Origin of the sequence: Chitinophaga rupis (assembly GCF_900109685.1) — a bacterium.
Lineage (GTDB): Bacteria > Bacteroidota > Bacteroidia > Chitinophagales > Chitinophagaceae > Chitinophaga > Chitinophaga rupis.
In genome coordinates this window covers 298,240-323,915 of record NZ_FOBB01000009.1, presented here as the reverse complement: position 1 = coordinate 323,915, position 25,676 = coordinate 298,240, and the positions used below count along the sequence as shown (strand labels likewise).

22 protein-coding genes are annotated in these 25,676 nt (G+C 47.8%); 12 read left to right on the top strand and 10 right to left on the bottom strand.

The genetic code is table 11. The features are described from left to right. Positions 1-17: 17 nt before the first annotated feature. The 3 genes from BMZ54_RS27250 (at position 18) to BMZ54_RS27240 (ending at position 3,159) form a co-directional block, all read left to right on the top strand. Complete coding sequence (locus BMZ54_RS27250) at positions 18-1,061, top strand: agmatinase family protein (protein WP_089919474.1); 1,044 nt, start codon at positions 18-20, stop codon at positions 1,059-1,061. Positions 1,062-1,164: 103 nt separating this feature from the next. Beyond that, the gene (locus BMZ54_RS27245; protein WP_089919472.1) at positions 1,165-1,752 is read left to right on the top strand and encodes a hypothetical protein; all 588 of its coding nucleotides are present in this window, start codon (positions 1,165-1,167) and stop codon (positions 1,750-1,752) included. A gap of 111 nt (positions 1,753-1,863) precedes the next feature. Continuing rightward, positions 1,864-3,159: a radical SAM family protein gene (locus BMZ54_RS27240; protein ID WP_089919470.1), complete on the top strand. Its 1,296-nt coding sequence runs from the start codon at positions 1,864-1,866 to the stop codon at positions 3,157-3,159. Here the strand turns inward: BMZ54_RS27240 and BMZ54_RS27235 are convergent. Beyond that, positions 3,125-4,351 (bottom strand): MFS transporter, encoded by a 1,227-nt coding sequence (locus BMZ54_RS27235; RefSeq protein WP_238386701.1) that lies wholly within the window; start codon positions 4,349-4,351, stop codon positions 3,125-3,127. The genes BMZ54_RS27240 and BMZ54_RS27235 overlap by 35 nt on opposite strands. A 104-nt stretch (positions 4,352-4,455) precedes the next feature. Continuing rightward, positions 4,456-4,842 (bottom strand): DUF6122 family protein, encoded by a 387-nt coding sequence (locus tag BMZ54_RS33595; protein WP_089919465.1) that lies wholly within the window; start codon positions 4,840-4,842, stop codon positions 4,456-4,458. Positions 4,843-5,029: 187 nt separating this feature from the next. Between BMZ54_RS33595 and BMZ54_RS27220 the strand changes: the two genes are divergently transcribed. The 4 genes from BMZ54_RS27220 to BMZ54_RS27205 all read left to right on the top strand — a co-directional run bounded on the left by BMZ54_RS27220 (position 5,030) and on the right by BMZ54_RS27205 (position 10,082). Then, a complete protein-coding gene (locus BMZ54_RS27220) occupies positions 5,030-5,794 on the top strand; it encodes a sulfite exporter TauE/SafE family protein (protein ID WP_089919463.1) in 765 nt (254 codons plus the stop codon). 358 nt (positions 5,795-6,152) lie between these two features. Then, positions 6,153-7,031: a hypothetical protein gene (locus BMZ54_RS27215; RefSeq protein ID WP_089919461.1), complete on the top strand. Its 879-nt coding sequence runs from the start codon at positions 6,153-6,155 to the stop codon at positions 7,029-7,031. Positions 7,032-7,168: 137 nt separating this feature from the next. Further along, the gene (locus BMZ54_RS27210; RefSeq protein WP_143081153.1) at positions 7,169-8,635 is read left to right on the top strand and encodes a DUF5723 family protein; all 1,467 of its coding nucleotides are present in this window, start codon (positions 7,169-7,171) and stop codon (positions 8,633-8,635) included. Positions 8,636-8,783: 148 nt separating this feature from the next. After that, positions 8,784-10,082, top strand: a complete 1,299-nt coding sequence (locus tag BMZ54_RS27205; RefSeq protein WP_089919457.1) for a bifunctional folylpolyglutamate synthase/dihydrofolate synthase — start codon at positions 8,784-8,786, stop codon at positions 10,080-10,082. Positions 10,083-10,085: 3 nt separating this feature from the next. Here the strand turns inward: BMZ54_RS27205 and BMZ54_RS27200 are convergent, their stop codons facing one another. The 5 genes from BMZ54_RS27200 to fbp form a co-directional block, all read right to left on the bottom strand. Then, positions 10,086-10,646, bottom strand: coding sequence for an NUDIX hydrolase (locus BMZ54_RS27200; RefSeq protein ID WP_089919454.1), 561 nt, complete (start codon positions 10,644-10,646; stop codon positions 10,086-10,088). 38 nt (positions 10,647-10,684) lie between these two features. Next, a complete protein-coding gene (locus BMZ54_RS27195; RefSeq protein ID WP_089919452.1) occupies positions 10,685-11,218 on the bottom strand; it encodes a YfiT family bacillithiol transferase in 534 nt (177 codons plus the stop codon). A 238-nt stretch (positions 11,219-11,456) separates the two neighbouring features. Beyond that, complete coding sequence (locus tag BMZ54_RS27190) at positions 11,457-12,221, bottom strand: ABC transporter ATP-binding protein (RefSeq protein WP_089919450.1); 765 nt, start codon at positions 12,219-12,221, stop codon at positions 11,457-11,459. A gap of 117 nt (positions 12,222-12,338) precedes the next feature. Further along, the gene (locus BMZ54_RS27185) at positions 12,339-12,830 is read right to left on the bottom strand and encodes a CAP domain-containing protein (RefSeq protein WP_202909369.1); all 492 of its coding nucleotides are present in this window, start codon (positions 12,828-12,830) and stop codon (positions 12,339-12,341) included. 192 nt (positions 12,831-13,022) lie between these two features. After that, positions 13,023-14,042 (bottom strand): class 1 fructose-bisphosphatase, encoded by a 1,020-nt coding sequence (gene fbp / locus BMZ54_RS27180; RefSeq protein ID WP_089919448.1) that lies wholly within the window; start codon positions 14,040-14,042, stop codon positions 13,023-13,025. A gap of 149 nt (positions 14,043-14,191) precedes the next feature. Here fbp and BMZ54_RS27175 point away from each other — a divergent pair, with 149 nt between their 5' ends. After that, a complete protein-coding gene (locus BMZ54_RS27175) occupies positions 14,192-15,490 on the top strand; it encodes an aspartate kinase (RefSeq protein ID WP_089919446.1) in 1,299 nt (432 codons plus the stop codon). A gap of 406 nt (positions 15,491-15,896) precedes the next feature. After that, a complete protein-coding gene (locus BMZ54_RS27165; protein ID WP_162277683.1) occupies positions 15,897-18,335 on the top strand; it encodes a TonB-dependent receptor in 2,439 nt (812 codons plus the stop codon). A gap of 246 nt (positions 18,336-18,581) precedes the next feature. On the opposite strand, the gene BMZ54_RS27160 is transcribed toward BMZ54_RS27165, so the two are convergent. The 3 genes from BMZ54_RS27160 to BMZ54_RS27150 form a co-directional block, all read right to left on the bottom strand. Continuing rightward, positions 18,582-18,947 carry a SnoaL-like domain-containing protein gene (locus BMZ54_RS27160; RefSeq protein WP_089919440.1) on the bottom strand — a complete coding sequence of 122 codons (366 nt, stop codon included), beginning with the start codon at positions 18,945-18,947 and terminating at the stop codon, positions 18,582-18,584. 573 nt (positions 18,948-19,520) lie between these two features. Then, positions 19,521-19,814: a HigA family addiction module antitoxin gene (locus tag BMZ54_RS27155; protein ID WP_202909368.1), complete on the bottom strand. Its 294-nt coding sequence runs from the start codon at positions 19,812-19,814 to the stop codon at positions 19,521-19,523. Between the two features lie 23 nt (positions 19,815-19,837). Continuing rightward, positions 19,838-20,122 carry a type II toxin-antitoxin system RelE/ParE family toxin gene (locus tag BMZ54_RS27150; RefSeq protein WP_089919438.1) on the bottom strand — a complete coding sequence of 95 codons (285 nt, stop codon included), beginning with the start codon at positions 20,120-20,122 and terminating at the stop codon, positions 19,838-19,840. 285 nt (positions 20,123-20,407) lie between these two features. On the opposite strand from BMZ54_RS27150, the gene BMZ54_RS27145 reads away from it, so the two are divergent. The 3 genes from BMZ54_RS27145 (at position 20,408) to BMZ54_RS27135 (ending at position 25,667) form a co-directional block, all read left to right on the top strand. After that, on the top strand, positions 20,408-20,998 hold the full coding sequence (locus tag BMZ54_RS27145; protein ID WP_089919435.1) for an RNA polymerase sigma-70 factor: 591 nt from the start codon (positions 20,408-20,410) through the stop codon (positions 20,996-20,998). 76 nt (positions 20,999-21,074) lie between these two features. Beyond that, positions 21,075-22,094, top strand: a complete 1,020-nt coding sequence (locus BMZ54_RS27140) for a FecR family protein (protein ID WP_162277682.1) — start codon at positions 21,075-21,077, stop codon at positions 22,092-22,094. Between the two features lie 51 nt (positions 22,095-22,145). Further along, positions 22,146-25,667 (top strand): TonB-dependent receptor, encoded by a 3,522-nt coding sequence (locus BMZ54_RS27135; protein ID WP_089919431.1) that lies wholly within the window; start codon positions 22,146-22,148, stop codon positions 25,665-25,667. Positions 25,668-25,676: the final 9 nt, after the last annotated feature.

Sequence of the window (25,676 nt, the reverse complement as noted above, 5' to 3'; positions counted from 1 at the left end):
ATTGAATTTTCAATATCATGGCCGATCTGTCACAATTTGATCCTAATTCAGTAGGTATCCTTTCCAACAACATTTTTGGGCTGCCTTTCAATGAAGAGGATGCAAAGCTGGTACTGTTGCCTGTTCCCTGGGAAGTAACCGTATCCTATTCCAATGGTACGGCCCGTGGCCCGGAACAGATCTTTAAAGCCTCCTTCCAGGTAGACCTTCTTGACCCGGACGTAAAGGATGGCTGGAAAAAGGGTTTTTTCATGCGGGAACCGGATAAGCACATGCTGCTGCGCAGCGATTACCTGCGTAAAGAGGCTGAGCTGTACATTAAATTCCTGACCGAAGGCGGTGATATTGGGGATAACCAGTTCCTGAAAAAGACCCTGGTGGATGTGAATACCGGCACCAAGGTAATGAACGAATGGGTATACAACCAAACCCTGGCCCTGCTGAACAAAGGCAAGCTGGTAGGGTTAATTGGCGGTGACCACAGCACCCCCCTGGGCTATTATAAAGCCATTGGGGAAAAGAAAGGCGACTTTGGCATTTTACAGATAGATGCCCATTGCGACCTGCGGGATAGCTACGAAGGTTTCAAATACTCCCACGCCTCCATTATGTACAATGCCCTGAACGAAGTACCCCAGCTCAAAAAGCTGGTACAGGTGGGTATTCGCGACTATTGCGAGGAGGAGCTGGACTTTGTGGAAAATAATAAAGACCGTGTAACCACCTTCTTTGATAAAGATATTAAGGAAGCCCAGTTTGAAGGAGAGTCATGGAAAGATACCTGCGACCGTATTATTGCTGCCCTGCCCCAGCAGGTGTACATCAGCTTTGATATCGATGGGCTGGATCCCAAGCTGTGCCCGCATACCGGTACCCCGGTGCCCGGCGGTTTTGAAGTAGCGCAGATCTTTTATTTATTCAAACGCTTACTGGCCAGCGGCCGGCAGCTGATCGGCTTTGACCTGAACGAGGTGAGCACCTCTCACGATGAATGGGATGCCAATGTAGGCGCACGCGTGCTGTTTAAGCTGTGTAACCTGCTTGTAATGAACAATGAATAATTAAGAATTAATAATTACGGAGGCATATTTGCAGCGCAACAATAATATTCCGCGCAGTCCGTCATTACCATTATTAATTCTTCATTTTTAATTATTACCTAAAATGTTCAAGATAAGGATATTGCACCCCAATACCATCACCCGCCTGCGTTTGCAGCCCGTGGTACATGGCATGGCAGGCCTGTTGTTCTTCTTTAACGCCATCGGTATTTATAACAGCCGGCAGCCCAATGGATTTATGACAACATTCTTCCTGCTGCTGGGGTTGGCGAGTCTTGTTTTTCCGTTCATTATGCGGCGTTTCCGCAACTTTTCCGGCGCTAACAGCCTGATGCGCCTGTTACAGGCATTTGCCTGTTTCAGCGGCTGCTTATATTTCCTTACCCACCTGCAACCCCTTATTGGCGTCCTGCATCTGCTGGTAGGCATAGGCCTGGGCTATATTGGCTGGACGGAGCATAACATGCTGCAGCCGGTATATGTAGTGCTGGATACCATTGGCGTTACCATGCCTACCACCTTTTCCAAACAGGTAATAGGCTGGAACCAGCTCAATAACGTAATTTTGCGTAACGACCTGCTGACCATTGACTTTAAGAACAACAAGATCATTCAGCTGGAAGTGCTGGACAACATACCGGATATTAAAGCCGCAGAGATTAACGGTTTTGCGAAAAGCAGGATCGCTTAGATAGAATTAAGCTAAAAGCAGAAAGCACAAAGCATAAAGCATAAAGCATAAAGCATAGGGGATAACACAATCAGCTTTATGCTTTCAGCTTTTAGCTATTAAACAAACACGATGCTTACACAAAGCCCATACATATTGTACTCCGACGGGAACGGAAATATTTTTGAGGATACCTCCCTGTACGCTACCGGCCGTAGCGCCTGGGATGCGCTGCCTATACCGGCAGAAGAGTGGATTGAGCTGCCCGAAGGAGGCCAGTTGTACGAGCTGCCCGGCCGCCGGGGTATTGGCATTAATGCCGGTACGGAAGAAATGGCCCTGTGTGATAAAGGCTGGGCCGTAGCTGCTTTTATTCCTCCGGCACATACCGGTTTTTATTTAGCAGCGTATGAAACCCTGCCGGATGCTCCCACCCTGCCCCTGTTCTGCTATACGGCAGTAGGCTGGCTGGATGGTAAGTTCTATGTACCGGCTACCCGTATTGAGCAGGACATTCGCCAGGAGTGCGCCGGTTTTGATGATAAGCAGGTAAAACAAGGCGTAAAGGACTTATTACAAGCATACCCGCATAACCGCCTGGTGAAACACCTGGCAGATAATTGCGCCTTAACCTACCACTGCCCTGCAGCCCGTAACTATTTTATGGGACGCTGGGAATGCCCCATCCCCTCTTCCCCCGCCTGTAATGCCAACTGCGTAGGCTGTATATCTTTTCAGCCGGAAGAGGAGAGCATTGTATCTACCCAGGAACGCCTTACGTTTAAACCCTCTCCCGAAGAGATCGTAGAATATACCGTGCCCCACCTGGAAAGCGCACCCTTCCCTATTGTTAGTTTTGGACAGGGTTGTGAAGGCGAGCCTTTGCTGATGTGGGAAACTATCCGCGAATCTATTTTAGAGATCCGTAAGCACACGCCGAAAGGCAGCATTAACATTAACACCAACGGCAGTAAGCCCGATGCAGTACGCGTGCTTTGTAAAGCAGGCCTTAACAGTATTCGCGTAAGCACCAACTCAGCCCAGGAAAGATGGTACACGCCCTATTACCGGCCCAATAACTACCACTTTGAAGATATTGTGGAAAGCCTGAAAATAGTGCGCGGATTTGGCGGGTGGACCTCCATTAATTATTTCGTGTTCCCGGGCATGACGGATAGTGAATCTGAATACGAAGCCCTGCGTAAGCTCATTAAGGATACAGACCTGTGCATGATACAATGGCGCAACTTTAACATTGATCCTGACTGGTACCTGGGTAAGCTGGGTATTACGGATACGGGCGATCGTTTGGGTATGGCGCAATTACTGGAACTCATACACGAAGAATTCCCACATCTGAAATTCGGGTATTTTAACCCGCCCATGGAAAGGATCAAAGGGGATTATGCACGGGATTTTGCGCACTAAACTTACGTTGCAGTAACATAAAACCCAGGGAGGTTAACAGGCACCAGCCCGTTACTACATACCACCAATCCCGGAAGCCAAGCCGCTCTACCAGGTATGCGCTTAATGAAGGAGCTACTATCTGCGCTACAGAATAGGCGATGGTATACAATGCAGCATACTGCCCGCGGTTATGCTCCTGGCTGCGGCTGATCCAAAAGGCATTCATAAAAGGCATGCTGAACATTTCACTGAAAGTAAAGAACAGGATGTATACCCATGCAGCTATTCCCCAGGCAGGCAGCAGGTTAAAGCTCAGGTAAGCCATCGCAGTTAGTAATATGCCCCGGGAAATAAAGGTGAGATTGGGTTTGGTGCCTTCCAGCTTGTACACCAGTATCATTTCCAATAGCGCGATCGTTAACCCGTTGGAGCCCAGTACTATGCCAATGTAAAACTCGCTGAGGTGCAGCGCTGATTTAAAGTACAGCGGCACAATAGATCCCAGCTGGAAAAAGCCCATTGCAAAAAAAGTTACCAATACCGCAAATAGCAAGTACAGCACATCTTTGTAGGCCGATGGCCCTTTAGGGATTTCCTGTGCGGTGGTATCTGCCGCTGCGCCGCCTTTTACTATTTTGCCCGGCGGCAAAAATACCCGCATCAGCAGCGCTGCCAGGATACACGTTAACCCATCTGCCCAGAACAAAAAATTATAGCTGATGCCTGCCAGCATGCCCCCTACGGCCGGGCCAATGGAAAAGCCCAGGTTCACGGCCAAACGGTTTAAGGAATAGGAACGCACCCGGTTCTCCGGGCTGCTGTACCAGGCCGTGGCCGCGGCATTGGCCGGGCGGAAAGCATCGCCCACCATGCTGAGTACAAAAGTGCAGATGCTGATCTGCAGCATGGTTTGCATTTGTCCTAATATGATAAACAAAATACCGTTCAGGAACAGGCTCCAGAACTGGATTGGGTAAAAACCGATCTTATCGGATAAGCGCCCGCCCAATAATGCGCCGAATATAGACCCTACGCCAAAAATGCCTACTACCAGCCCGGCCTGCGCTATGCTCATATGCATATGCTGGGTAAGGTAAATGGTGAGGAAAGGCAGCACCATGTTACCGCTACGGTTAATGAGCAATACCAATGACAATAACCAGGTAGACGGACTGAGTCCGGAAAAGGCTTTTTTGTATAATGATAACAAGGAAGACGGGTTTGGGAGTGCGAAGTTAGTAAATAGTTGGCAGTGGGCAGTTGGCAGTTCTTGGGAAAATGTACAAGGAAAGATGGAGTAGCTGTTATGTTATTTTAAATGCTGAGAAAGTTTGCAATTGCTTTTAAGACTTCAATTGCCGGGGCGTTTAAAAAACATGCTTTACAGTTATTGAACATAAACATACAATCAATCAGATCGGCCAGCATATGAAGCAGTAACCCCAATCCGATTATATTAAATGGTTTCCGCAAAAACAGTAATACAAAATAAACGGCTATCACATAACCGGTATGCAGGTAGTGAAAGCCCAAACTGCACCGGTTAGCCTGAAATACAGGAGTAGCCAGCAGGTGGTCTGCATCTACCAGCATGGTTGCAATTAATATCAAATAAACCTTTTTCCATTCCTTCCTGAAAAAAAGAAATGCAATAAAAAATGGAAACCCTAAGTGTAAAAAATAATGTAGGAATACCTGCAATTGTATCGGTTTGTGCTGTTGATCAGTCTCTTTTAAGCATTTACTAAATCTTAAAAATAATAATACAAAAAACAATGGCCGCAAAATACTTACAAAAAACTAAGTTCAGTTAAACATCCTACGCTCCCCTCCACCTCCCCGGACTACCCGCTGCAAACTGCCAACTTTTTTACTAGCTTTGCCCGCTATGACAATGGACCTGGTCCTGCTTTTCTGTTTTTCCCTATGTGCAGGTTTTATTGATGCAATTGTTGGCGGTGGCGGATTGATTCAAACACCAGCCATCCTGTTCACCTTTCCGCAATACCCGGTAGCTACCCTGCTGGGTACTACCAAAATACCTTCGTTCTCCGGCACCAGTATGGCTGCCTGGCAATATGCCAAACGGGTACAGTTTGACAGACCGCTGCTGCTGGTTACAGCGGTCACTGCTTTTTTTGCCGCGCTCTGCGGCTCGTCGCTGGTGGCATATTTACCCAATCATTTTCTAAAGCCGGTAATGCTGGTGCTGTTAATAGCAGTAGCCATTTACACCTATCTGAAAAAGGATTTCGGGCAGCAACCCCACCAGCCTGCCGGCCCCGTGCGCAATACCTGGGCATGGGGGATCGTTATTGGAGGAGTATTAGGGTTTTACGACGGATTTTTTGGTCCGGGCACCGGCAGTTTCCTGATCCTGGCATTCATTAGCCTTATGGGCTTTGATTTTTTACATGCCAGCGCCCATGCGAAAGTGGTGAACCTGGCCACCAACGTGGCTTCTATTACTTATTTTGCATCGCACGGGCACATTTTATGGCCGGTAACCATTTTAATGGCTGTCAGCAACTTAACCGGCTCTTTCTTTGGCGCACGTTTAGCCATTTTAAAAGGTAACAGCCTGGTACGCAGGTTCTTTTTGCTGGTAGTGTGCGGCACTATATTGCGGTTTGCGTATGAGCTGTGGAAATAAATGGCCCACGGTTAGCAGTCCACTGACAACTGCCAGCTGATGACAGACCCCGGATGTTAATATTTGGTTATCGAAGCAAATGACGACGGACCGCTGCCAACGGATATGAACCTGGATGTTAATGTTTGGTTATCGAAGCAATGACGACGGACCGCCGCCAGCGGATATGAACCTGGATGTTAATGTTTGGTTATGGCTACACGAAGGCCGGCTGCCAGCGATGATGGAGCAGATGCTAATATCTGATTTTGGTGCAAACACTTATATATAAAAGGGTTAAAAACCGCTAACAACTCCGCGGACAGTGGACGGTCGTCTGTGATCCGCGGACTGCAAAAAAAACATTACATTTGAGGATATGCAGGAGCAGGATAATCAGAAAAGTATCAAAGCCTTAGGCGTAACCATTGGCGTACACGCGTTACTGTTAGTAGCGCTGATGTTTGCCGGCTTTTCTGCGCCCCCGCCCCTGCCAGACCAGGACTTAGGTATGGAAGTAAACCTGGGCACATCAGATGAAGGGATGGGCGACGAACAACCGCTGAATCCCAACCCGCCCAGCAGCGCTTCCGCCAACGCCTCTACGCCGCAAAACCAACCCACACCTGCGCAGGACAATGCCACTACGCAAGACATTGCTACACAGGATGAAGAAGCGGCTCCGGAGATCACCAAGCCGGAAAAACCGGTAGAGCGGCCCAAAGAAATTCCAAAGAACCTGGAGCCCAAACCCACTAAAACCGTTAAAAAGCCTTCCGAAAACCCGCCCGCGCCGGTGCCTCCCGCACCCAAGCCCAAAGCGGTTTACAGCGGAGGTACAGCCAATAATGCCAACAGTGGTAACAATGCCAATGGTACCAACAACTCAACCGGTGAGGGTAATACCGGCAAACCCGGCGACCGCGGACAGATCAACGGTGATCCTAACGCCAGCGGCTACACGGGTGGCGGTTTAGGCGGTGGCAGAAGTGATTTCCGCCTGCACGGCAGGTCGCTGCTAAGCCGCCCGCAGCCTACGTATGACGGAGATGAAACAGGATACATCGCAATCAATATCAAAGTAGACAGGCAGGGGAATGTGATCGAAACTACCCATAGCCTCCGGGGTTCTACCCTTAATAATGCCAGACTTATAGAAATTGCCAAGAGAGCTGCCCGGGAAATTAAGTACAATGCAAGTCCGGATGCGCCGGAAGTGCAGTTCGGGACTATCCGTTTTTATTTCAAGGTACAATAATACGAACAGGACAATACTGGCATAAAAAATGCTAAGAAAGTAAACACATCCATAATCAGGAAGGTGAATTGAACGTTATAGTGTAGTACAGCTGTGCACTTTCCATTTTTTGCGCCCATCAGTCTATCAATGATTCTATGCGAAAAATTGTCATTGCCACTTTAGGCCCGCTATTGCTTTGTCAACTAGCACAGGCCCAATCATTTGCAGGTTTTCATACAAGTAACTACGCCGGTATTTACGGCGTGTTAACCAACCCGGCATCTGCCGCGGGCACCCGTTATAAATGGGATGTGAATATCATTGGAGTAGACGCAAAGGCCGGTAATACCTATGCCAGTGTAAAAAAGTCTTCTTTAATTAACCAGCCCAATAAATTTATACGTGACCGTGATTATTTCCTAGATACCAGCGCCAGCAGCCGGCAATATGGCTGGGGCATGGCAGAGATCCTGATGCCCTCCGTATTATACTCTATTGATGAAACGCAGTCCATTGCTTTCACCTGGCGCATACGCGCCGCAGCCAATGGGGGTAATGTGGAAACACCCATCGCCAATTTCTTTGGAATAGATTTTCCCAACCCGCGTTTTGTGGGCCGTAACTATAACCTTGATTATGCGAATGTTGCAGTGCACACCTGGAACGAGTTTGGCCTGAGCTATGCCCGTGTAATCAAAGATGACGGGGAGAACCGCTGGAAGGCCGGCGCTACCCTCAAGTACCTGAGCGGCATTGCTTCCGGTTATGCCGTGGCCAATGACGCTACTTTTATAATGAACACCCGGCGGGATGCGACCATTAGCCGCGGTACCCTTAAAGTAGGTTATAATGAAACCGTTGATAACTGGGAGAACCCGGATTACAAGAACTTCAAGCTCTTTGAAAATCCGGGTGTTAGCCTGGACCTGGGCGTGATCTACGAATGGCGGCCGGACGGCGGCGATGGTTTTGGCGATTATGACAGCGAGGCCTGGAACCCGGATGCCAGCACCTATAAATTGCGTATAGGGGCTTCCGTTACTGACATAGGCGGCATCTTTTACAAAAAAGCGCCGGCCAATGCGGACCTGGACCTTACCACAGGCCACATTAGCCCCGATTCGCTCAAATACCGCGATAATGAAGGCTGGCAGCGTTACTACCGCCGCGTACGGGATTATTTTACACCCATCCCTACCTACGATGGGTATTTCATGAACTTACCTACAGCCCTGCATTTGTCCGGTGATTATAATATTGACGGCCGCTTTTTTATAAGCGCCAATGCGGTAGTAGGTTTTTTATCCGGGAAAAAGGATGACAGTAAGAACTATGCAATTACACAATTACAGGTAACTCCACATTTTGATATCCGCAATTTTGGCGCTTATTTACCCATGGTGGTGAACCGCTTTGGCCAGGTAGATGCCGGTGTGGGCTTACGCTTAGGGCCCTTGGTGATAGGCTCTGCCAGCATTATCTCCAACCTGCTGCGTTCACAGCTCAACCATGCAGATGGGTTCCTGGCCCTGCGTGTGCCCATGATCAGCCTGAAGAAGCGGGATGGCAGCGGTGGCCGCTACGGTAAACAATTACAGCAGATACAGTGCGCGCCTAATTGATGCGCACATGTCTGATTTAATGCACCGCGGCACACCGGTTAAACAGCCAATAAATGCCTGGCAGCATTCTAATGCTTAAAAATACCTTCATTTAATTTTTTTATCGAAGTTTGCATTACGGAATGGTTTTTCTGTAATACCAACTTATATGAACTATCAGCAAACTGTTGATTACCTCTACCAGCACCTGCCCATGTTTACCCGGGTAGGCGCCGTAGCCCTGAAGAATGATCTGCATAATACACTGGAGCTGTGTAACCTGCTGGATAATCCCCAGCACAAGTTTAAATCCATACATATAGCCGGTACTAACGGCAAGGGCTCTACGAGCCATATGCTGGCCGCCATCTTACAGCAGGCCGGTTATAAGGTAGGCCTGTATACCTCCCCTCACCTGCAGGATTTCCGCGAACGGATACGTATAAACGGGCAAATGGTACCGGAGAAGTTTGTGGTGGAGTTTGTGGAGCAAATGCAGGACGCCATTGCCGGCATAGAACCTTCCTTCTTTGAGCTTACCGTAGCTATGGCCTTCCATTATTTTGCGCTGGAGCAGGTAGATGTAGCGGTAATAGAAGTAGGCCTGGGCGGGCGGCTGGACAGCACCAACGTAATTACGCCGGAGCTGTCTGTGATCACCAACATCAGCTATGATCATATGCACATACTGGGCAATACCCTGCCGGCAATTGCAGCAGAAAAAGCAGGCATTATAAAAGCAGGCGTACCGGTAGTAATTGGCGAAACACAGCCCGCTGTACAATCCGTATTCATTAACAAAGCGGCGGAAATGCAGGCGCCCATTCACTTTGCCGACCAGGAATGGCTGGTGCAGGAAAGCAATTTAAACCCCACCCATCCCGGCAGCGGTTTGCAAATGCAGCTGCTGCATAAACAGCAACAGCAGGTAAAACATATCACCCTGGGCCTTAGCGGGCAATACCAGGAAAAGAATATTATGACGGTGCTGAGCGCTGTAAAAGTATTACAGCACAGCGGATGGAATATTCCGGATGCAGCCCTGCACGATGGTTTGTTACACGTAAAAAAGCTTACCGGCCTGCGCGGACGTTGGGAGGTAATGGGCGAAAACCCGCTGCTGGTAATGGATGTAGGCCACAATGAAGCCGGCATAAAAGAGATCATACAACAATTGCGGCACACCAGGTACCAGCAGCTGCATATTGTAACCGGTTTTGTAAAAGATAAAGCGGTGGATGCGGTATTGCCCCTGTTCCCGGCTACCGCCACATACTATTTCACCAAAGCGCAGATACCGCGTGCGCTGGATGAGCATATCCTGGCGGAAATGGCTGCTGCAAGCGGTTTAAAGGGGCACACCTATGCCACCGTGCAGGAAGCCTTACAGGCTGCCAAACAGCATGCCCATAAGGATGATATGATACTGGTATGCGGCAGCTTCTTTATAGTATCAGAAGCTATGTAGCCCTTAAACGATCTTTAGCTGCTCCAGCTTCAGCAGGGCGTATAAGATACAGGTTACGTGCAGGCTTTGTTTGATCTCATGCTTTAACAGCATTTGCTTCAGCTCCTCCATAGTAAGATATACGATCTCTATTTCTTCGTTCTGGTCCAGCTGCTGCTCCTGTACCTTTTTACCGCCGGTAGCCAGGAACATATGCGTTACGTTGTTGCTGGATGCCGGATTCGGGCAGATCTCGCCCAGATATGTCATCTGCTCAAATGAATGGCCGGTTTCTTCCAGCAGCTCACGGCGCATGGCTATTTCCGGCGATGTATCTTCCGGGTCCATGGTGCCGCCGGGTATCTCCAACAGGGTTTGTCTGAATCCCTGCCGGAACTGCCTTACCATGATCACGCGCCCATCTTCTGCAATGGCCAGGCCATTTACCCAGTTAGCATATTCCAGCACGTAATAAGGTTCTACAATTTTGCCGGTGGGGGTGATACAGCGGTCTTTACGGGCCGTTAGCCAGGCATCCTTATAAATGTATTCTGAATGCAGCGTTTTCCAGTCTAATGAAGCCATTATGATTGTTTAATGTTGGTTGGCGGTACTATTGTTTCCTACTTATCAAATCCCCTCTCCTTCAGCTTTTCAATGTGCGCAAAATGATGCTTGCCATGCCAGGCATAATTGGCGGCAACGGTTTTCAGCTTAAAGGTTGTATTGTGCTCCGGGTGTACAAAAGACCGCTCCCAGTCCTCCGGCGACATGCTTTCCATTAAATTCACCCAGCGGGCATGCAAGGCATGCAGCAATGTGATGGACATGTTGATAGGGGTGCGTTCCATATCGCCCAGCTTAGCCCAGGCAGCTTCATCGTAAGGTTTAATAACCGGGTTATCTTCTGTAAGCGCCAGCTTAAAGCGGGTTAGGGCATTCATGTGGCTGTCTGCTACATGGTGCACCACCTGCATCACCGTCCAGCCACCTGGGCGGTAGGGTGTGTTCAGCTGCCACGCATCCAGGTCCTGTACGGCTATTTCCAGCAGGGAAGGTAAATAACGTATATCGTTGATATAGATCTTAAGGTCTTCGGGCTTAATAAGCATGGGGGCCTCAAAGCGGCCGATCGGGTATTGTAGCTGTTCCAGCATAATTAATAATGAATGAGTAATTAATAATTAAGAATGAATAATTAATAATCGAAAAGCAAGTACTTAAAGCTACAATAATAGTACAGGAATGCAAATAGAAGAGAGCTCACAGGCTTAATAATTCATCTAATCATGCAGTATAAATAAGGGCAATTACATTCCCAGTAATAACGCATCCCAGGCATATACCTGCACTGCATGCCACCATTATTATTAGTTCTTAATTATTCATTATTAATTATTCTTCGCGCAGCGCTCTTCCCGTCATGTGCAGGAACACATCCTCCAGGTTCGCTTGCTTCACCTCTTTCTGGCGCTCAAAGCCGCCGGCTACCAGGTTATCAATTAAAGCGTCGGGGGAGTTAATGGCAATGATCTCGCCTTTATCTACAATGGCGCAGCGGTCGCAAAGGAACTCTGCTTCGTCCATATAATGGGTGGTGATCACTACCGTAGTGCCCTGGGAGCGCACCAGCTGTATCAGCTCCCACAGGTTGCGCCGCGCCTGGGGGTCCAGGCCGGTGGTGGGTTCATCCAGGAAAATGATCTTGGGTTTGTTAATGAGCGTAGTGGCTATGGAAAAGCGCTGTTTTTGCCCCCCGGAAAGCTGCTTGTACTTGGCGGTAGCCTTATCTTCCAGGTTAAACCGCTGTAGCAGCTCCTTAGGATCCACGGGCTGGTTGTATAAACCGCTGAACAGGTCTATCAGCTCCGTGAGGTTCAGGTTGGGGTAATAACCGGAGCTTTGCAGCTGCACGCCAATGATCTTTTTAATACCATTGGGATCTTTATCCAGGTCCATTCCATCTACCATTACCTGCCCGGAGGTTTTATCACGTAAGGTTTCTATGATCTCCAGCGTGGTGGATTTACCGGCGCCGTTGGGCCCCAGCAGGCCAAAGATCTCGTTCTCATACACCTCAAAGCTGATGCCTTTAACCGCGGTAAAGTCGCCATACTGTTTTACCAGGTCCTTCACCGTAATGATCGTTCTCTTTTCCATCTTTCAAAAGTAAAAAAGTAAAAGTAAAAAAGTAAAAAAAGCGAAGAAGCCGCACTCCATAGGCAAATGCCTACAGTCTGCGGCTTCCAGTTTTTAATTTTTACTTTTTTACTTTCCTTAGTGTTTAATAAAAACCTGGGTAAAGAAAATAATGTTGCCCTTGCCCTGTGCGGAGCCAATACCTATCAGGTTATAGTCGCCCAGCATATTGCGGCGGTGCCCGGGGCTTTTGATCCAGCCATTCACTACGCCTTCTGCATCCAGGTTGCCATAGGCCACATTTTCAGCGGCGGCAGCTACCCGGCCCAGTTTTTTACCTACATGGTCCACGCGCTCCTCAAAACCCTCGTGCCCAAAACCGGTACGGCCTTTGGCCATATCCTGGCTATGGTCTTCTGCCTCTTTGCTGATGGTTGATACCAGCTGCAACGGAGCCAGCCCTTTGGATTCCCGGAACTTGTTGGTGTAATACAGGATCTGCTCATCCATGCTCTTGGCGGCCACGCTGCTATCAGCAGCCACAGTGCCCCGGTGGCAGGCCCAGGCCTGCATGCTCAGGAAAAAGCTCAAAAATAACAGTACGATCTTGCGTTGTTTACTAATAACCATATACTTATTAAATAATTGAAAAAGGGAATGTCCCTGTTAGACTATTTAAAACGGTTCAGGTTTAGCAAGTATTGTACCTATTTTTAATTTATAAGCAGAAAGCATAAAGCGGAAAGCACAAAGCTGATTGTCTGGTATGCTTACCATTGCTTTGTGTTTTCCGCTTTCTGCTTTACGCTTTATGCTTTTTGCTTACCCCCGGTAATTCGTAACAATCTGCTGCCAGGTATCCATCATGTTTTTGGAGCCTATGAAAATAGGTACCCGCTGGTGCAGCTGTGCGGGCTTCAGCTCCAGCAGGCGTTGCCGCCCGTTGGCCATAGCCACGCCCCCGGCCTTTTCCATAATGAACGACATGGGATTGCACTCATAGCACAGGCGCAGGCGCCCTGCGGAGAATTTGCCAAAGGCGGGGTACATGAAAATGCCGCCCTGGATCAGCGTACGGTGTATTTCCGCTACCAGGCAGCCTACAAAGCGGTGCCGGTATAGCTTATCCTGCTCATTACGGGCCATAAACTGGTCAATAGCGGCGCGGATGCGGGGCTCATACATATGGTAATACCCGATGTTCACAGAGAAAATATCGCTGTCAGCAGGGCATTTAAGGTTCGGGTGCGACAGGCAGAACTCCCCTATGGAGGGGTCCAGGGTAAAACCCTGCACGCTGCGGCGGGTAGCATATACCAGCATGGTAGAGGAGCCGTAAATAATATACCCGGCTGCAATCTGCTGGGTACCCGGCTGCAGGAAGTCTTCCAGCTCACAACGGCTGCCGTTAGGGCTTAAACGCCGGTATACGGAGAAAATAGTGCCTATGGAAACGTTTACATCTATATTATTGGAACCGTCCAGGGGATCCAATAAAACAACATATTTAGAGTTCCTGGAATGCTCATCATCAAAAGCAATAAAGGTTTCATTCTCTTCAGAAGCCACGCCACAGCAGTAAATGCTGGTTTGCAGGGAGTCAATGAACTGATCATTCGCAAATTCATCCAGTTTTTTAACGGATTCGCCCTGTACATTGGTTTTACCAACCTCACCCAGTATATCGGCAATACCGGCCTTGTTCACCTCTACATTCACACGTTTGGCAGCCAGCCCTATATCCCGTAATAAGCCGGATAGCTGGCCGGTTGCTCCCGGGTAATTCCTAAGCTCCTGGATGGTAAATTCATCTAAGGTCATCACCTTTTGCTTGCTGTTCATATATGGTTATTAGATTTGGGTACGAACGAATATAAAGTAAAATAGTTCTATTTTAACGGGACTGTCATTTCTTTTCTAACATATTTTAAAACAATTTCAAAGTTGCCGTAATTTGCCGGAACTTTTTTTAACAGAAGATATTTTGCCCTATGAAGGTTTTCAAATTTGGCGGAGCAAGTTTAGAAAGTATTGAACGCATCCATAAAGTGGGCGCCATTGTGCAGTCTTTTCCCGATGAAAAGATCCTGATCGTTATATCCGCCATGGGTAAAACCACCAATGAGCTGGAAAAGGTGGCCCAGAACTTTTTTATGCGTAAACGGGAAATAGCCGCCCAGCTGCTCTTTAATTTAGAGCAGGCACATATAGAAACCGCCGCTGCCCTGCTGGGTAACCGGGAGCATGCCGTGTTCCAGCAGCTGCAGCAGTTCTTCACCGAAGCGGAATGGACCCTGGGTGAAAAACCCCTGCGTACCTTCGATTACTACTATGACCAGCTGGTAAGCCTGGGCGAGCTGTTAAGCACCGCCATTGTAAGCGCATGGTTTAACCAGGCAGGCATTGCCAATACCTGGATAGATGTGCGCGACATTTTCCGTACCGACGATAACTTCCGTGATGCCAACATTGACTGGGCAGTGACCCAGCGTAACATTACAGAAAAGGTATTGCCCCTGTTTAACAGCACCAATGTGGTAATAGCACAGGGCTTCATTGGCAGCACCGATCAGAATGAAAGCGTAACCCTGGGCCGCGAGGGCAGCGACTACTCCGCCGCTGTATTTGCCAACATGCTGGATGCCGAAAGCCAAACCATCTGGAAAGATGTGGAAGGCTTAAAGAATGCCGATCCCAAGCTGTTCCCCAACACTATTAATATACCGGAGATCAGCTACAGCGAGGTGATTGAAATGGCTTATTACGGCGCACAGGTTATTCACCCCAAAACCATTAAGCCGCTGCAGAACAAACAGATCCCGCTGTATGTAAAATCATTCCTGAACAAAGATCTTCCCGGCACTGTGATCAAAGAGGAAGCAGACCATGCGCAGCTGCCGCCCATTATTGTGCTAAAGCAAAACCAGGTGCTGATCACCGTTACCTCCCGCGATTATGCTTTTATTACGGAAGATAAGATCAGCGATCTCTATGACATCTTCCACGCCCTCAAAATAAAGATCAACCTGATGCAGAATGCGGCTATCAGCTTCTCCTGCTGTATTGATAACAGCCCGGAAAAAATTGAGCAGCTTATTAAAACCCTGCACCAGGATTTTAAGCTGGCCTATAATGAAGCGCTGCAATTGCTTACCGTACGTTATTATGAAAATGGTTTACTGGAAGAGCTAAGCAATAACAAAACCATTTTACTGGAACAAAGATCACCCATTACCGTGCAAAGAATTTTAAAGGACCCCGCACCACTCGCCAGCGACATGCAGTTATAATACACTGATTTTCAATACCCATACAGGGGAAATATTGCATTACGTCACAATTTATATTGACGTGTGCAACCTTTCTTTAACTTGCTCGTCTTTATAAGAAAGTAATCAAAATGAAAAAGGTCATCCTGCTATTAATGTTCTGTATCGTTGTACTGGCATTATGTACCTGGGGAAACCGTCTTTCAAAAGCACCAGCCGCTGATAAAGTAGAGTTACGCCCTGAATTGGTGCCGTTTTACCTGGTTACACGCATACCGGAATTTTTCATACCATCAAAACAACACAACGATGCATGCACTAATGCATGCCGCAAGATCTAAACTGTAGGCATTTTCTAAAACCGTCAATAAATATTACAACATTTAATGCCGTAGCCGTCCGTCATGGCTGCGACCAATCTGTGAATATGAACAGGATCATACTAACGGGGCTTTTTATGCTCTTAACCCTGGGTTCCGCATGGGCCCAAAGCGCCAGCAAACAAGGCAAAATAACAGTCAGGATCATTGATAGCAAGAACCAACCCCTGGGCTTTGCCAACGTGCTGGTACGCGCCGTAAAGGATAGCGCGCTGGTAAAAGGTGAGCTGAGTAACGAACAAGGCAATTGCACCATTGATAATATACCTTTCGGACATTACTATATACAATCTACCCTCATGGGGTATGCCCCCGTACAGAGCCCGGCCTTCATCCTGGATGCGAACCACCAAAACCTCTCCTTACCCGCCATACAATTAGTACAGCAAACCAAGAACCTGCAGGCGGTTAATGTAACCGCACAAAAGCCTTTTATTGAACGCAGCGCCGGCAAAACCACGCTGAACGTGGAAAGCAGCGTATCGTCTGCCGGACAGAGCGTGCTGGACCTGCTGCGCAAAGCGCCCGGCGTTACCATTGATAAGGATGATAACGTAATGGTAAAAGGCAACCAGGGTGTAACCATTATGCTGGATGGTAAGCTCACCTATTTATCCGGTGAGCAGCTGAGCAACCTGCTGAAAAGCACGCCCGCTGAAACCATTTCCCAGATAGAGATCATTACCACCCCCGGCGCCAAGTATGATGCAGCCGGCAACAGCGGCATCATTAACATTAAAACCAAAAAGGGACAGCTTACCGGCATCAACGGCACCATAAATGCCAGCATGGGCCAAAGCCGCTACCCCATTTACAATGCCGGTGGTACCCTGAACTGGCGCACCACTAAGTTTAACCTGTTTGGTAACTACAACTACGGCAACCGCCGTTTTTATACCCTGCGGGAGCTGTGGCGTTATATTAATGCGGATGAGCCCATGCTGTTCCACCAGGATATCTGGCAGCGCAACCAGTTTAAGAACAGCACCTACAAAGCCGGTATGGATTACTTCATTAGCAAGCAGCATACTATAGGTGTACTGGTGAACGGGTACAACAATTCTTTCCGCAACAGCATTTACAGCGCTACCGATATCGGCAAGCAAACCGGCGAAATAGATTCTGTGCTGAACACCCTTACCACCAATAACAACAAGTTCAATAACGTAGCCGTAAACCTGAACTATAAGGGCCAGCTGGATACCAACGGCACAGAAATAAGCATGGATGCAGATTACGCCCGGTTTAAGAATAACCGTAACCTGAACCTGCGCGACAGCCTGTACGACCGCCACCAGGAAACCGTGCGTGACCCGCACGCCATCCGCAACATGGGTAATACCAATGTTACCATTAAAAGCATTAAAGCCGACCTGGTGCTGCCCCTGAACAAACAATCTAAAATAGAAGCCGGCGTAAAAGCCAGCTTTGTGGAAACAGATAACAAGCTGCGCTATGATTCGCTGAAAGGGAAGGACTATGTATACGCCCCTTCCCAAAGCGACCAGTTTATTTATAAGGAGAACATCCTGGCGGCCTACACCACCTATAAGCTGCAATGGCGCAAGTGGGATGTGCAGGCCGGCCTGCGCCTGGAGAAAACCATTTCAGAAGGGAACTCTATCAGCCTGCAAAGCAAGATCAAACGTTCTTACCTGGACTTTTTCCCCAGCCTGGCAGCAGATTATAAAGTGAATGAGGATAACAAAGTGGGTCTGTCCTATTCCCGCCGTATTGACCGCCCGGGCTACAACGGGTTAAACCCCTTCCTGTTCTTCCTGGACAAGTATACCTATGCCCGCGGTAACCCTTACCTGCGGCCGGAGTACACGGATAATACAGAGCTGTCATACTCCTATAAGCAAAAATATATTCTTACCATAGGGTACAGCTATACCCGGGATGTGATCGATGAGCTGCTTACGCAGAACGACAGCACCAAGATCACCCTTAGCACCAACATTAACTATAACAACCGGAAGAACTACAGCCTGTCGCTGGTACTGCCGTTTGATGTTACCAAATGGTGGAACATGAGCAATACGCTGAGCATGTATTACAATAAATACGACCTGCAATCTGCCAATATTAATGTGCAGAACAGCCGGGTGGAATACTACTTCAGCTCCACCAACACCTTTACCCTGCCGTATGATATGAAGGCGGAGGTAAGCCCCTATTATAACTCTCCCTTTGTGGCGGGTATTTTCAGGGGGCAGGCCCAGTATGATGTAAGCCTGGGTTTGCAAAAACAGGTACTGAATAAGAGCGGCACCATCAAGTTCAACGTAACCAACATTTGCAAGGCTGGCAATATGTTCAAGGGCACTGCGCTGTATGATAATGTGGATACCCGTATCCGCAATACCTGGAACCAGACCGTTTATACCCTTGCTTTTAGCTACCGCTTTGGCAACAACAATATAAAAGGCGCCCGCGAGCGGCAGACGGGGACTACGGAGGAAGCGAGGAGAGCGGGGAACTAGAGTGAAGTTGCTTTTGGGATAGGGATAGTTTACAGATCACCGGTTACGTTATTTACCGCCATTTATGATAGTAGCCGGTGATTTGTTTTAAGATGCACTTATTATTGTTTACAAGCCATTTACCGCCATTTGTAGTTTGTAAGGATAGTAAGAGAGGCCGCCACACGGATGTGGGCGGCCTTTTTCTTATGGGGGAAAAACAGTCATGAGCATTCCCTGGGCGGAAGGAGAATGGGAACTAACGGATCAATAGAAGAACTGCTCTGAAACAACTTTACCATCCTTTACTTCAAAGATGCCAATTTCCTCCGTTTCCATACGGGGCTTGTCCTTATAAGTAACATCCCGCCTTAACACCACGCTAAAGAAATTACCCGCTACTAACGGCTCGCTGCAATACTGGCTATGAACGGTTTCTATCATTCCACGGTGCGCTACGCCTTTGGCCTTCAATGCTTCCAGGCCTTGGGTTATTACCTGCACGCCCCTTAATGCAGCATGTTCCGGTTCCCGGGATAGCACCTGCCCGTCATAAAGCCCGTCCTGTATTTCAATCCATTTACTTTGGCTGGCTAGTTCGTAATACCGGTTTGCAAGTTCCTGTGTTGTCATAAATTCCTTTTTTTAAGAATGATCTTTTAACACCACAAAGATGTCCGGGCGGAGTGACAACCCTATGTCAGCAGCCCTGAAGTAAGTTTCTAACGGCAATAACGGCAGCATGCCGGAAGGTGATGCCATTATATAGGCCGTATTACACTGCCGTTTTTACGAGGGGCCTTAAAAATGACACAAGGCGTATGATTTTTCATAGTGTGGAAGAAGGAACTGCTTTTCCAGCAGTAAGAAACTATAATTCTATAAATTTACAAATCTAATTAGCTCGGTTTTATTAAAGTATCTTATTGAGCATATGTGTAAATTTTGTTACAATGAATGGTCGTCCTTCGAGATAATAAAATATTTATCCTCTTGACTAATTTACAATTGGTACCAGATAGGTAAATCCTTAAAAAGCAGTTGTTTTGCAGGGATGGTGACACTTACTATTGTCTTTATTGATCTAACCCAATAGAGGATAGTAACATAAGCTAATAATTGCTGGTGCTTACCCTTAAGATCCGCACACATAAAAAGCCCGCTGAATTTGAATCAGCGGGCTTTTTAGTAACGGCGCTTACGAGATCATTTAACAGCATGATATGATTGCAGGTCTAATTTTTCTATTTTATCTCTTAGTCGATCAAGGTTATAAGTAGTTTGCATATTCATCCATACCTCAGCAGAGCCTCCAAATACCTTACTAATTTTTAAACTCATTTCTGGTGAAATGTCTGCATGTCCGTTTAATACATTTGACAACGCTGGCCTCGTTATTTTAAGCAAGGCAGCGGCATCAGTCACCGTTATCCCAAGTTCATTTATTACGTTGTCACGAAATAAAATTCCGGGATGTTGGATGGTCATTTTACGTTCCATCTATAGTACATTTTTTTTCTTCGCTAATGGTAGTCCCTATAATCTAAATCATAGGCATCGCCATTCTCAAACCTAAACATCACTCTCCAATTTCCATTAACAGTCAAGCTCCAAAATCCTTCATATTCACCATTTAGGGGGTGAATCTTCCAGTTTATAAAGGCTCCAAAATCATGTGGAACCGCTCTAGCCTGATCTATTACCTGTAGCATATGTCTTATTTTAGTAATCCACTCTTTTGGTAGCTTACTATCATCATCTTTGCACCATAGTAATTTTAGTGCTTTGTTCTGAAAAGACTGAATCATTGATTCGATATTTTACTTTTTTTAATGCTGCGAACAGCTGATAATTTGTTTTCGTCTCCATGTGATTACAATTAAAGGGATTTTCGATTAAATTATATTGTATAGCGTAAAGTTACACTTTACATCCTTAACCGCCAAATTTTATTGACAAAAATTTAGTTGTATTTCCCCATTCGTAGTAATTCGTAATTATTTTTCCCTTGTTTGTACGTAATTTTCCCAAATTCCCTGTCCTACTAAGGAAAGGGGGAAAATTACCTTAGGGGTTTCTATCCGCATCCGCGTATGAACAATGTGAAAATTACAGAGTGGCAGCATCAAATTGCACGTTACGGGAATGAGCAGGCCTTTGCAGAGCTGTTCCGCCATTTCTACGACCGCTTGTTACGCTTTTGCCTGCAATACGTACAGGCACGGGAGGCCGCGGAAGAAATTGTGTCTGATGTATTTGTAAAGGTCTGGAACCGCCGGGAGGCGCTGGAAGGCATTCACAACCTGGAAGTATACCTCTTTGTAGCCATAAAAAATCATTCGCTCAATTACCTGCAGCAATATTCCAACCTGCGCATAACACCGCTTCCTGAAAATGGCCTGGCGCAGCTTACCAGCCCCATTGACCCTGAACGGGAAATGGAATGGAAAGAGATCCTTTTTAAAATGGACCAGGAAGTAGAGCGCCTGCCCGACCAGTGCCGTAAAGTTTTTAAGCTCATCAAAGAAGAAGGTTTTAAGTATAAAGAAGTAGCAGAGATCCTCAATATATCGCCCCGTACTGTTGAAACACAATTGGTGCGCGCTATGCGCCGCCTCAATGAAGCCATTGGCCCTTACCTCTCCGGCAATAAAGAAAATGGAAAAAAGATCTTCCCCTTGTAAGTAATTCTCACTCCTCGCCCTGTCCTCTCTGTAACAATCAGCTCCATCTATGAATGAAGAATTATTTGTTACACTCATGACCAGGAAACTTGCAGGCGAAGCTACCATGCACGAGCTGCAGGAACTGGAGGCCCTGTTGCAGGCGCATGCAGAACTAAGGGAGCGTGCTGCCATCCTGCAAAAACATTTTACAGAATCGCACTATTATTCATCTGCCAATACAGAACAGGCATTGCAACGTACGCTGCAAAGGCTGCAGCTGCCGGAGCAGGCGCCGCTTACAAGCCTAAGCACGCCACCGCCTAAACGCAGGTATTTGCAGCGCAGCCTGATCATAGGATCTGCCATTGCCGCATCTGTAGTATTGGTTTTGTCGCTGTCTGATCTGCTGAACCGCAGCACACCTGTTAAACAGCTGGCCGCTGTTAAAGCAGATACTGCGCAGTGGATGAAACGGCAGAATGGTAAGGCCACCAAAGCGGTTATTGAATTAACGGATGGCAGTAAAATATGGCTGAATGCCGACAGCCGCCTCAGTTATCCGGAAGTGTTCAGCAACGCCTCCCGCGAAGTATACCTGGAAGGTGAGGCCTTTTTTGATGTAGCCAACAATCCCGGCCGCCCGTTTATTATTCACCTGCGTAAAGGCACTATACAGGTGCTGGGCACCTCCTTTAACATACGCGCTTATGAGAATGAGCCCGTGCAAACCTCTGTAAGCACCGGTAAAGTAGCCTTCATTCCCCTGTATGAAAATGGGCAGCGCAAGCCGGATACTATCTTAATTACACCGGATGTAAAGGTTACCTATGCACAACAAACCGGCCAGCTGATAAAAGAAGCTACTACAAGTAATGATGATAAAGCCTGGACGGAAGGCCGCCTGGTATTTAAGAATGCCACACTGGAAAGCATTGGCGCCGAGCTGGAACGCACCTTTGGTAAAAAAGTAGAGTTCCTTTCTGAAACGCCGCGGCAGTACCGCCTCACCGGCTCTTTCCAGCACAACTCATTACAGGATATTATGTACTACCTGGCCAGGTCCAGGGCATTCCGTTATGAGATCACCGACAGCACGCTCTTGATCAATGAATAATTAAACCAAAACCTAACAAACAATCATTATTTAAACCAAAGTCTCCACGCTATGAAAGAAAGACCTTTACCAGGCTTCTTACTGCCAGCTTTCCGCTCATGGTGCTTCCCGGTCCTTGTCTGCATGGCTTTATTCAGCATGCTGGATCTTAAAGCCCAGGTAGCACTTGCATACGGCATGCCGCCGCCGTATAGAATGCAACAGGAAAAAACAACTGATACCAACCCGCTGGACAACCGGGTTAGCCTGCAGGTTAAAAATGAAAACCTGGACCAGGTACTGGAAAAAATTGAGCAGCAAACCGCTTATGTGTTTGTATACTCAAACGACGTGATTAAAACCACGCAGCGCATCACGCTCAATGTAAAAGATAAACAGCTTTCTGAAGTACTGCCCATGGTGCTTTCCCCGCTGAATGTAAGCTATGAGCTGATCAGCAATAAGATCATTCTTCGCCAGGGAAACGAACCCGCCGCAGAGTACCGGCAACAGGAAACCGTTACCATCAGCGGCAACGTAGTAGATGATAAAGGCGATGGCATTCCGGGAGTGAATGTACGCCTGAAGAATACCAATACCGGCACCACTACAAGGGAAGACGGTTTTTTTACGTTAAAGATCCCCAGTGGGCAAGCCAATGGTACCTTGGTTTACTCGTCCATTGGCTTCATCACAAAAGAAGTGGGGATCAATAGCCGCACCAGCATTACTGTTATGCTGAATGCGGAGTCAAAAGACCTGGGCGAGATAGTGGTTACCGCCTACACTACACAAAAGAAAGCGCAGGTAACAGCCGCTATCAGCACGGTATCCACCAAGGATATCACCAGCCGCCCTTCCAGCAACATGTTCCAGGCCTTACAGGGTTTGGCGCCTAACTTAACCATCCAGCAGAATAATGCGGAACCCGGCGCTGCGCTGAACCTGAACATACGCGGGGTAGGCAGCTTAACCGGTAATGCACCGCTGATCATTATAGATGGGGTACAGGCAGGCAGCACCGGCCTGCAGAACCTGAACCCCTATGATGTAGAAAGTATTTCCGTGTTAAAAGATGCCGCTTCTTCTGCCATTTATGGATCACAGGCCGCTAACGGCGTTATCTACATCACTACCAAAAGAGGTAAGAAAGATGATAAGCCCAGTGTGCAGTACAACGGCATGTACGGCCTGCAAACGCCTACTACCCTGCCCCGGCAGGTAGAAGCATGGGAATATATGACCATGAAGAATGAAGCTTTGGTGAACTCCGGTAAAACCCCGCAGTTCTCATCAGAAGAAATTCAGTACTGGCATAACCGTGGCTCCTACCCTGCCCTGCTGCGCGAAATGGTGCGTAAAACCACCCCGCAGCAAAACCATAGCCTGAGCGTAACCGGTGGCGGCAAAAGCAGCAGCTACCTGATATCACTGGGTTATGTGGATCAGGGCAACATGCTGCAGAACAAATGGCTGCCATCAGACCAGGCGTTCTACTACAAACGTTACAATGCCCGTGCTAATATAGGCATAGACGTTAGTAAGTATGTAAAGGTGGCCGCTAACATCGCTTACACCAAATCCTACACCCGTACACATTCCGCAGATATGGGCATCCTGATGCGCGATGCCATGCGCGTACCGCGTATTTACCCTGTAAAAGACAGCCTGGGCAACTGGGTAGTGCCTGCGCTTACCAGCAACAGCGTGTTTGCGCAGCTGGGTGAAGGCGGCTACAAGCTCAATGAGCAGGATAACCTGCTGGGTGGTGTGGATGTAACCATTACACCGGTTAACCACTTCAGACTGAACTTTAATGCCTCCGGTGTATATAACATCAATAACGAAACACGCCGCATTAACAAGTACACCTATGCGCCCTATTATACCACGGCCGCACCGCCTCTGTATAATGAGATGCATGAGAGCGAGTATAAAGACCTGAACACAAACGTATATGCCACTGCCGAATACGAGAACACCTTTGGTAAACATTATGTAAAAGCACAGGTAGGCGCCCGTACAGATGCTATAAATGAAGGCTATGGTTTCCGGGCCGACCGTTTTGGCACCACTAACCTGGATAATGACTGGGCCATTGGCGGCGGTTACCGCCCCAAACCAGATGGTACCTTTGATTATGGCAGCATTGGCGATTACAATGATATTATCAACCCGAACCTCTACGCGCTGAACTCCCTCTTTGGCCGTTTGAACTATGCCTACGACGATAAATACCTGGCAGAGTTCACCTGGCGTTACGATGGATCTTCCAAGCTGGCCCCCGGCCACCGCTGGCAGTTCTTCCCCGCCTTTTCACTGGGCTGGCGTATTACTGAAGAAAACTTTATGCAGTATGTAAAGGAGAATATCGGCAATGTAAAGTTCCGCTTTTCTTACGGCCAGGTGGGCAACTCCAACATTGGCGGGTTTAACTATCTGTCGCGGGTGTATATCAATTCCAATTTTGGCTATTATTCCTTTAATAACTCGCCGGCGCCCGGCTCCATCTTCTCTACCTATAATGATCTGCTGAAATGGGAGTCATCTGCCATGACCAACTATGGCGTGGATGCAGATTTCTTTAAAGGCGCGCTTACCGCCTCTTTCGATTATTTCAATAAGAACACCACTGGTATTTACCTGTTCCAGACGGTGCCCGGTACAGCCGGTGTTACAACCGATCAGGAAAAGTCTCCGCTGGAGAATGTAGGAAAGGTAAATAACAAGGGCTGGGAGCTGGCATTAACCTACCGCCTTACTACCGGCAAGGTAAACCATGCATTTGGCTTTAACCTGTCAGACAACCTGAACAAGGTAGTAACATTCGGGCAGGAGTCCATCCGCGGCAGCGACTTCTCCTACATTATTAAAGAAGGGTTCCCGATCTCCTCTTACTACGGTTATAAATCCAATGGCCTGTACCAGAACCTGGACGATATCAAGAACGCACCCAAAGTGCCTTTTGCATACAACCAGCAGGTAATGCCCGGTGATATTAAGTATATAGACCGTAATGGGGATGGTGTGATCAATGCAGATGACCGTTATGTATTTGGCAATCCCTTCCCGCGTTACACCTTTGGTTTTACCTACAATGTAACCTGGCATGGCTTTGACCTGAACATGTTCTGGCAGGGTGTGGGCAAACGCTCCCAGTTCCTGCGCGGCGATATTGTGGAAGCCTTCCATAATAACGAGGACCACGCCTTTGTGCAGCACCTGGACCGCTGGACGCCCACCAATCCTAACGCCACTTACCCGCGTTTAACCATTGGTACGGCAGATGCCAACAACTTTGCCTACTCTGACTACTGGATGTTTGACACCAAATACATACGCCTCAAGAACCTGCAGGTAGGTTATACCCTGCCCCGCGGTGTTACCAATACCGTACATATTGAGAGCGCACGTATTTATTTCACCAGCCAGAACCTGATCACCATTATGCCTAAACGCTTCCGCGAAATAGGCATGGATCCTGAGTTCACGCAGTTTGATGATAAGCTGAACTTTTCCAACTACAATCCGATCGCAGGCCGCAACTATCCCAACGCCGCTACGTTTGCGGTGGGAGTTGATGTGAAATTCTAGGGGTAAGAA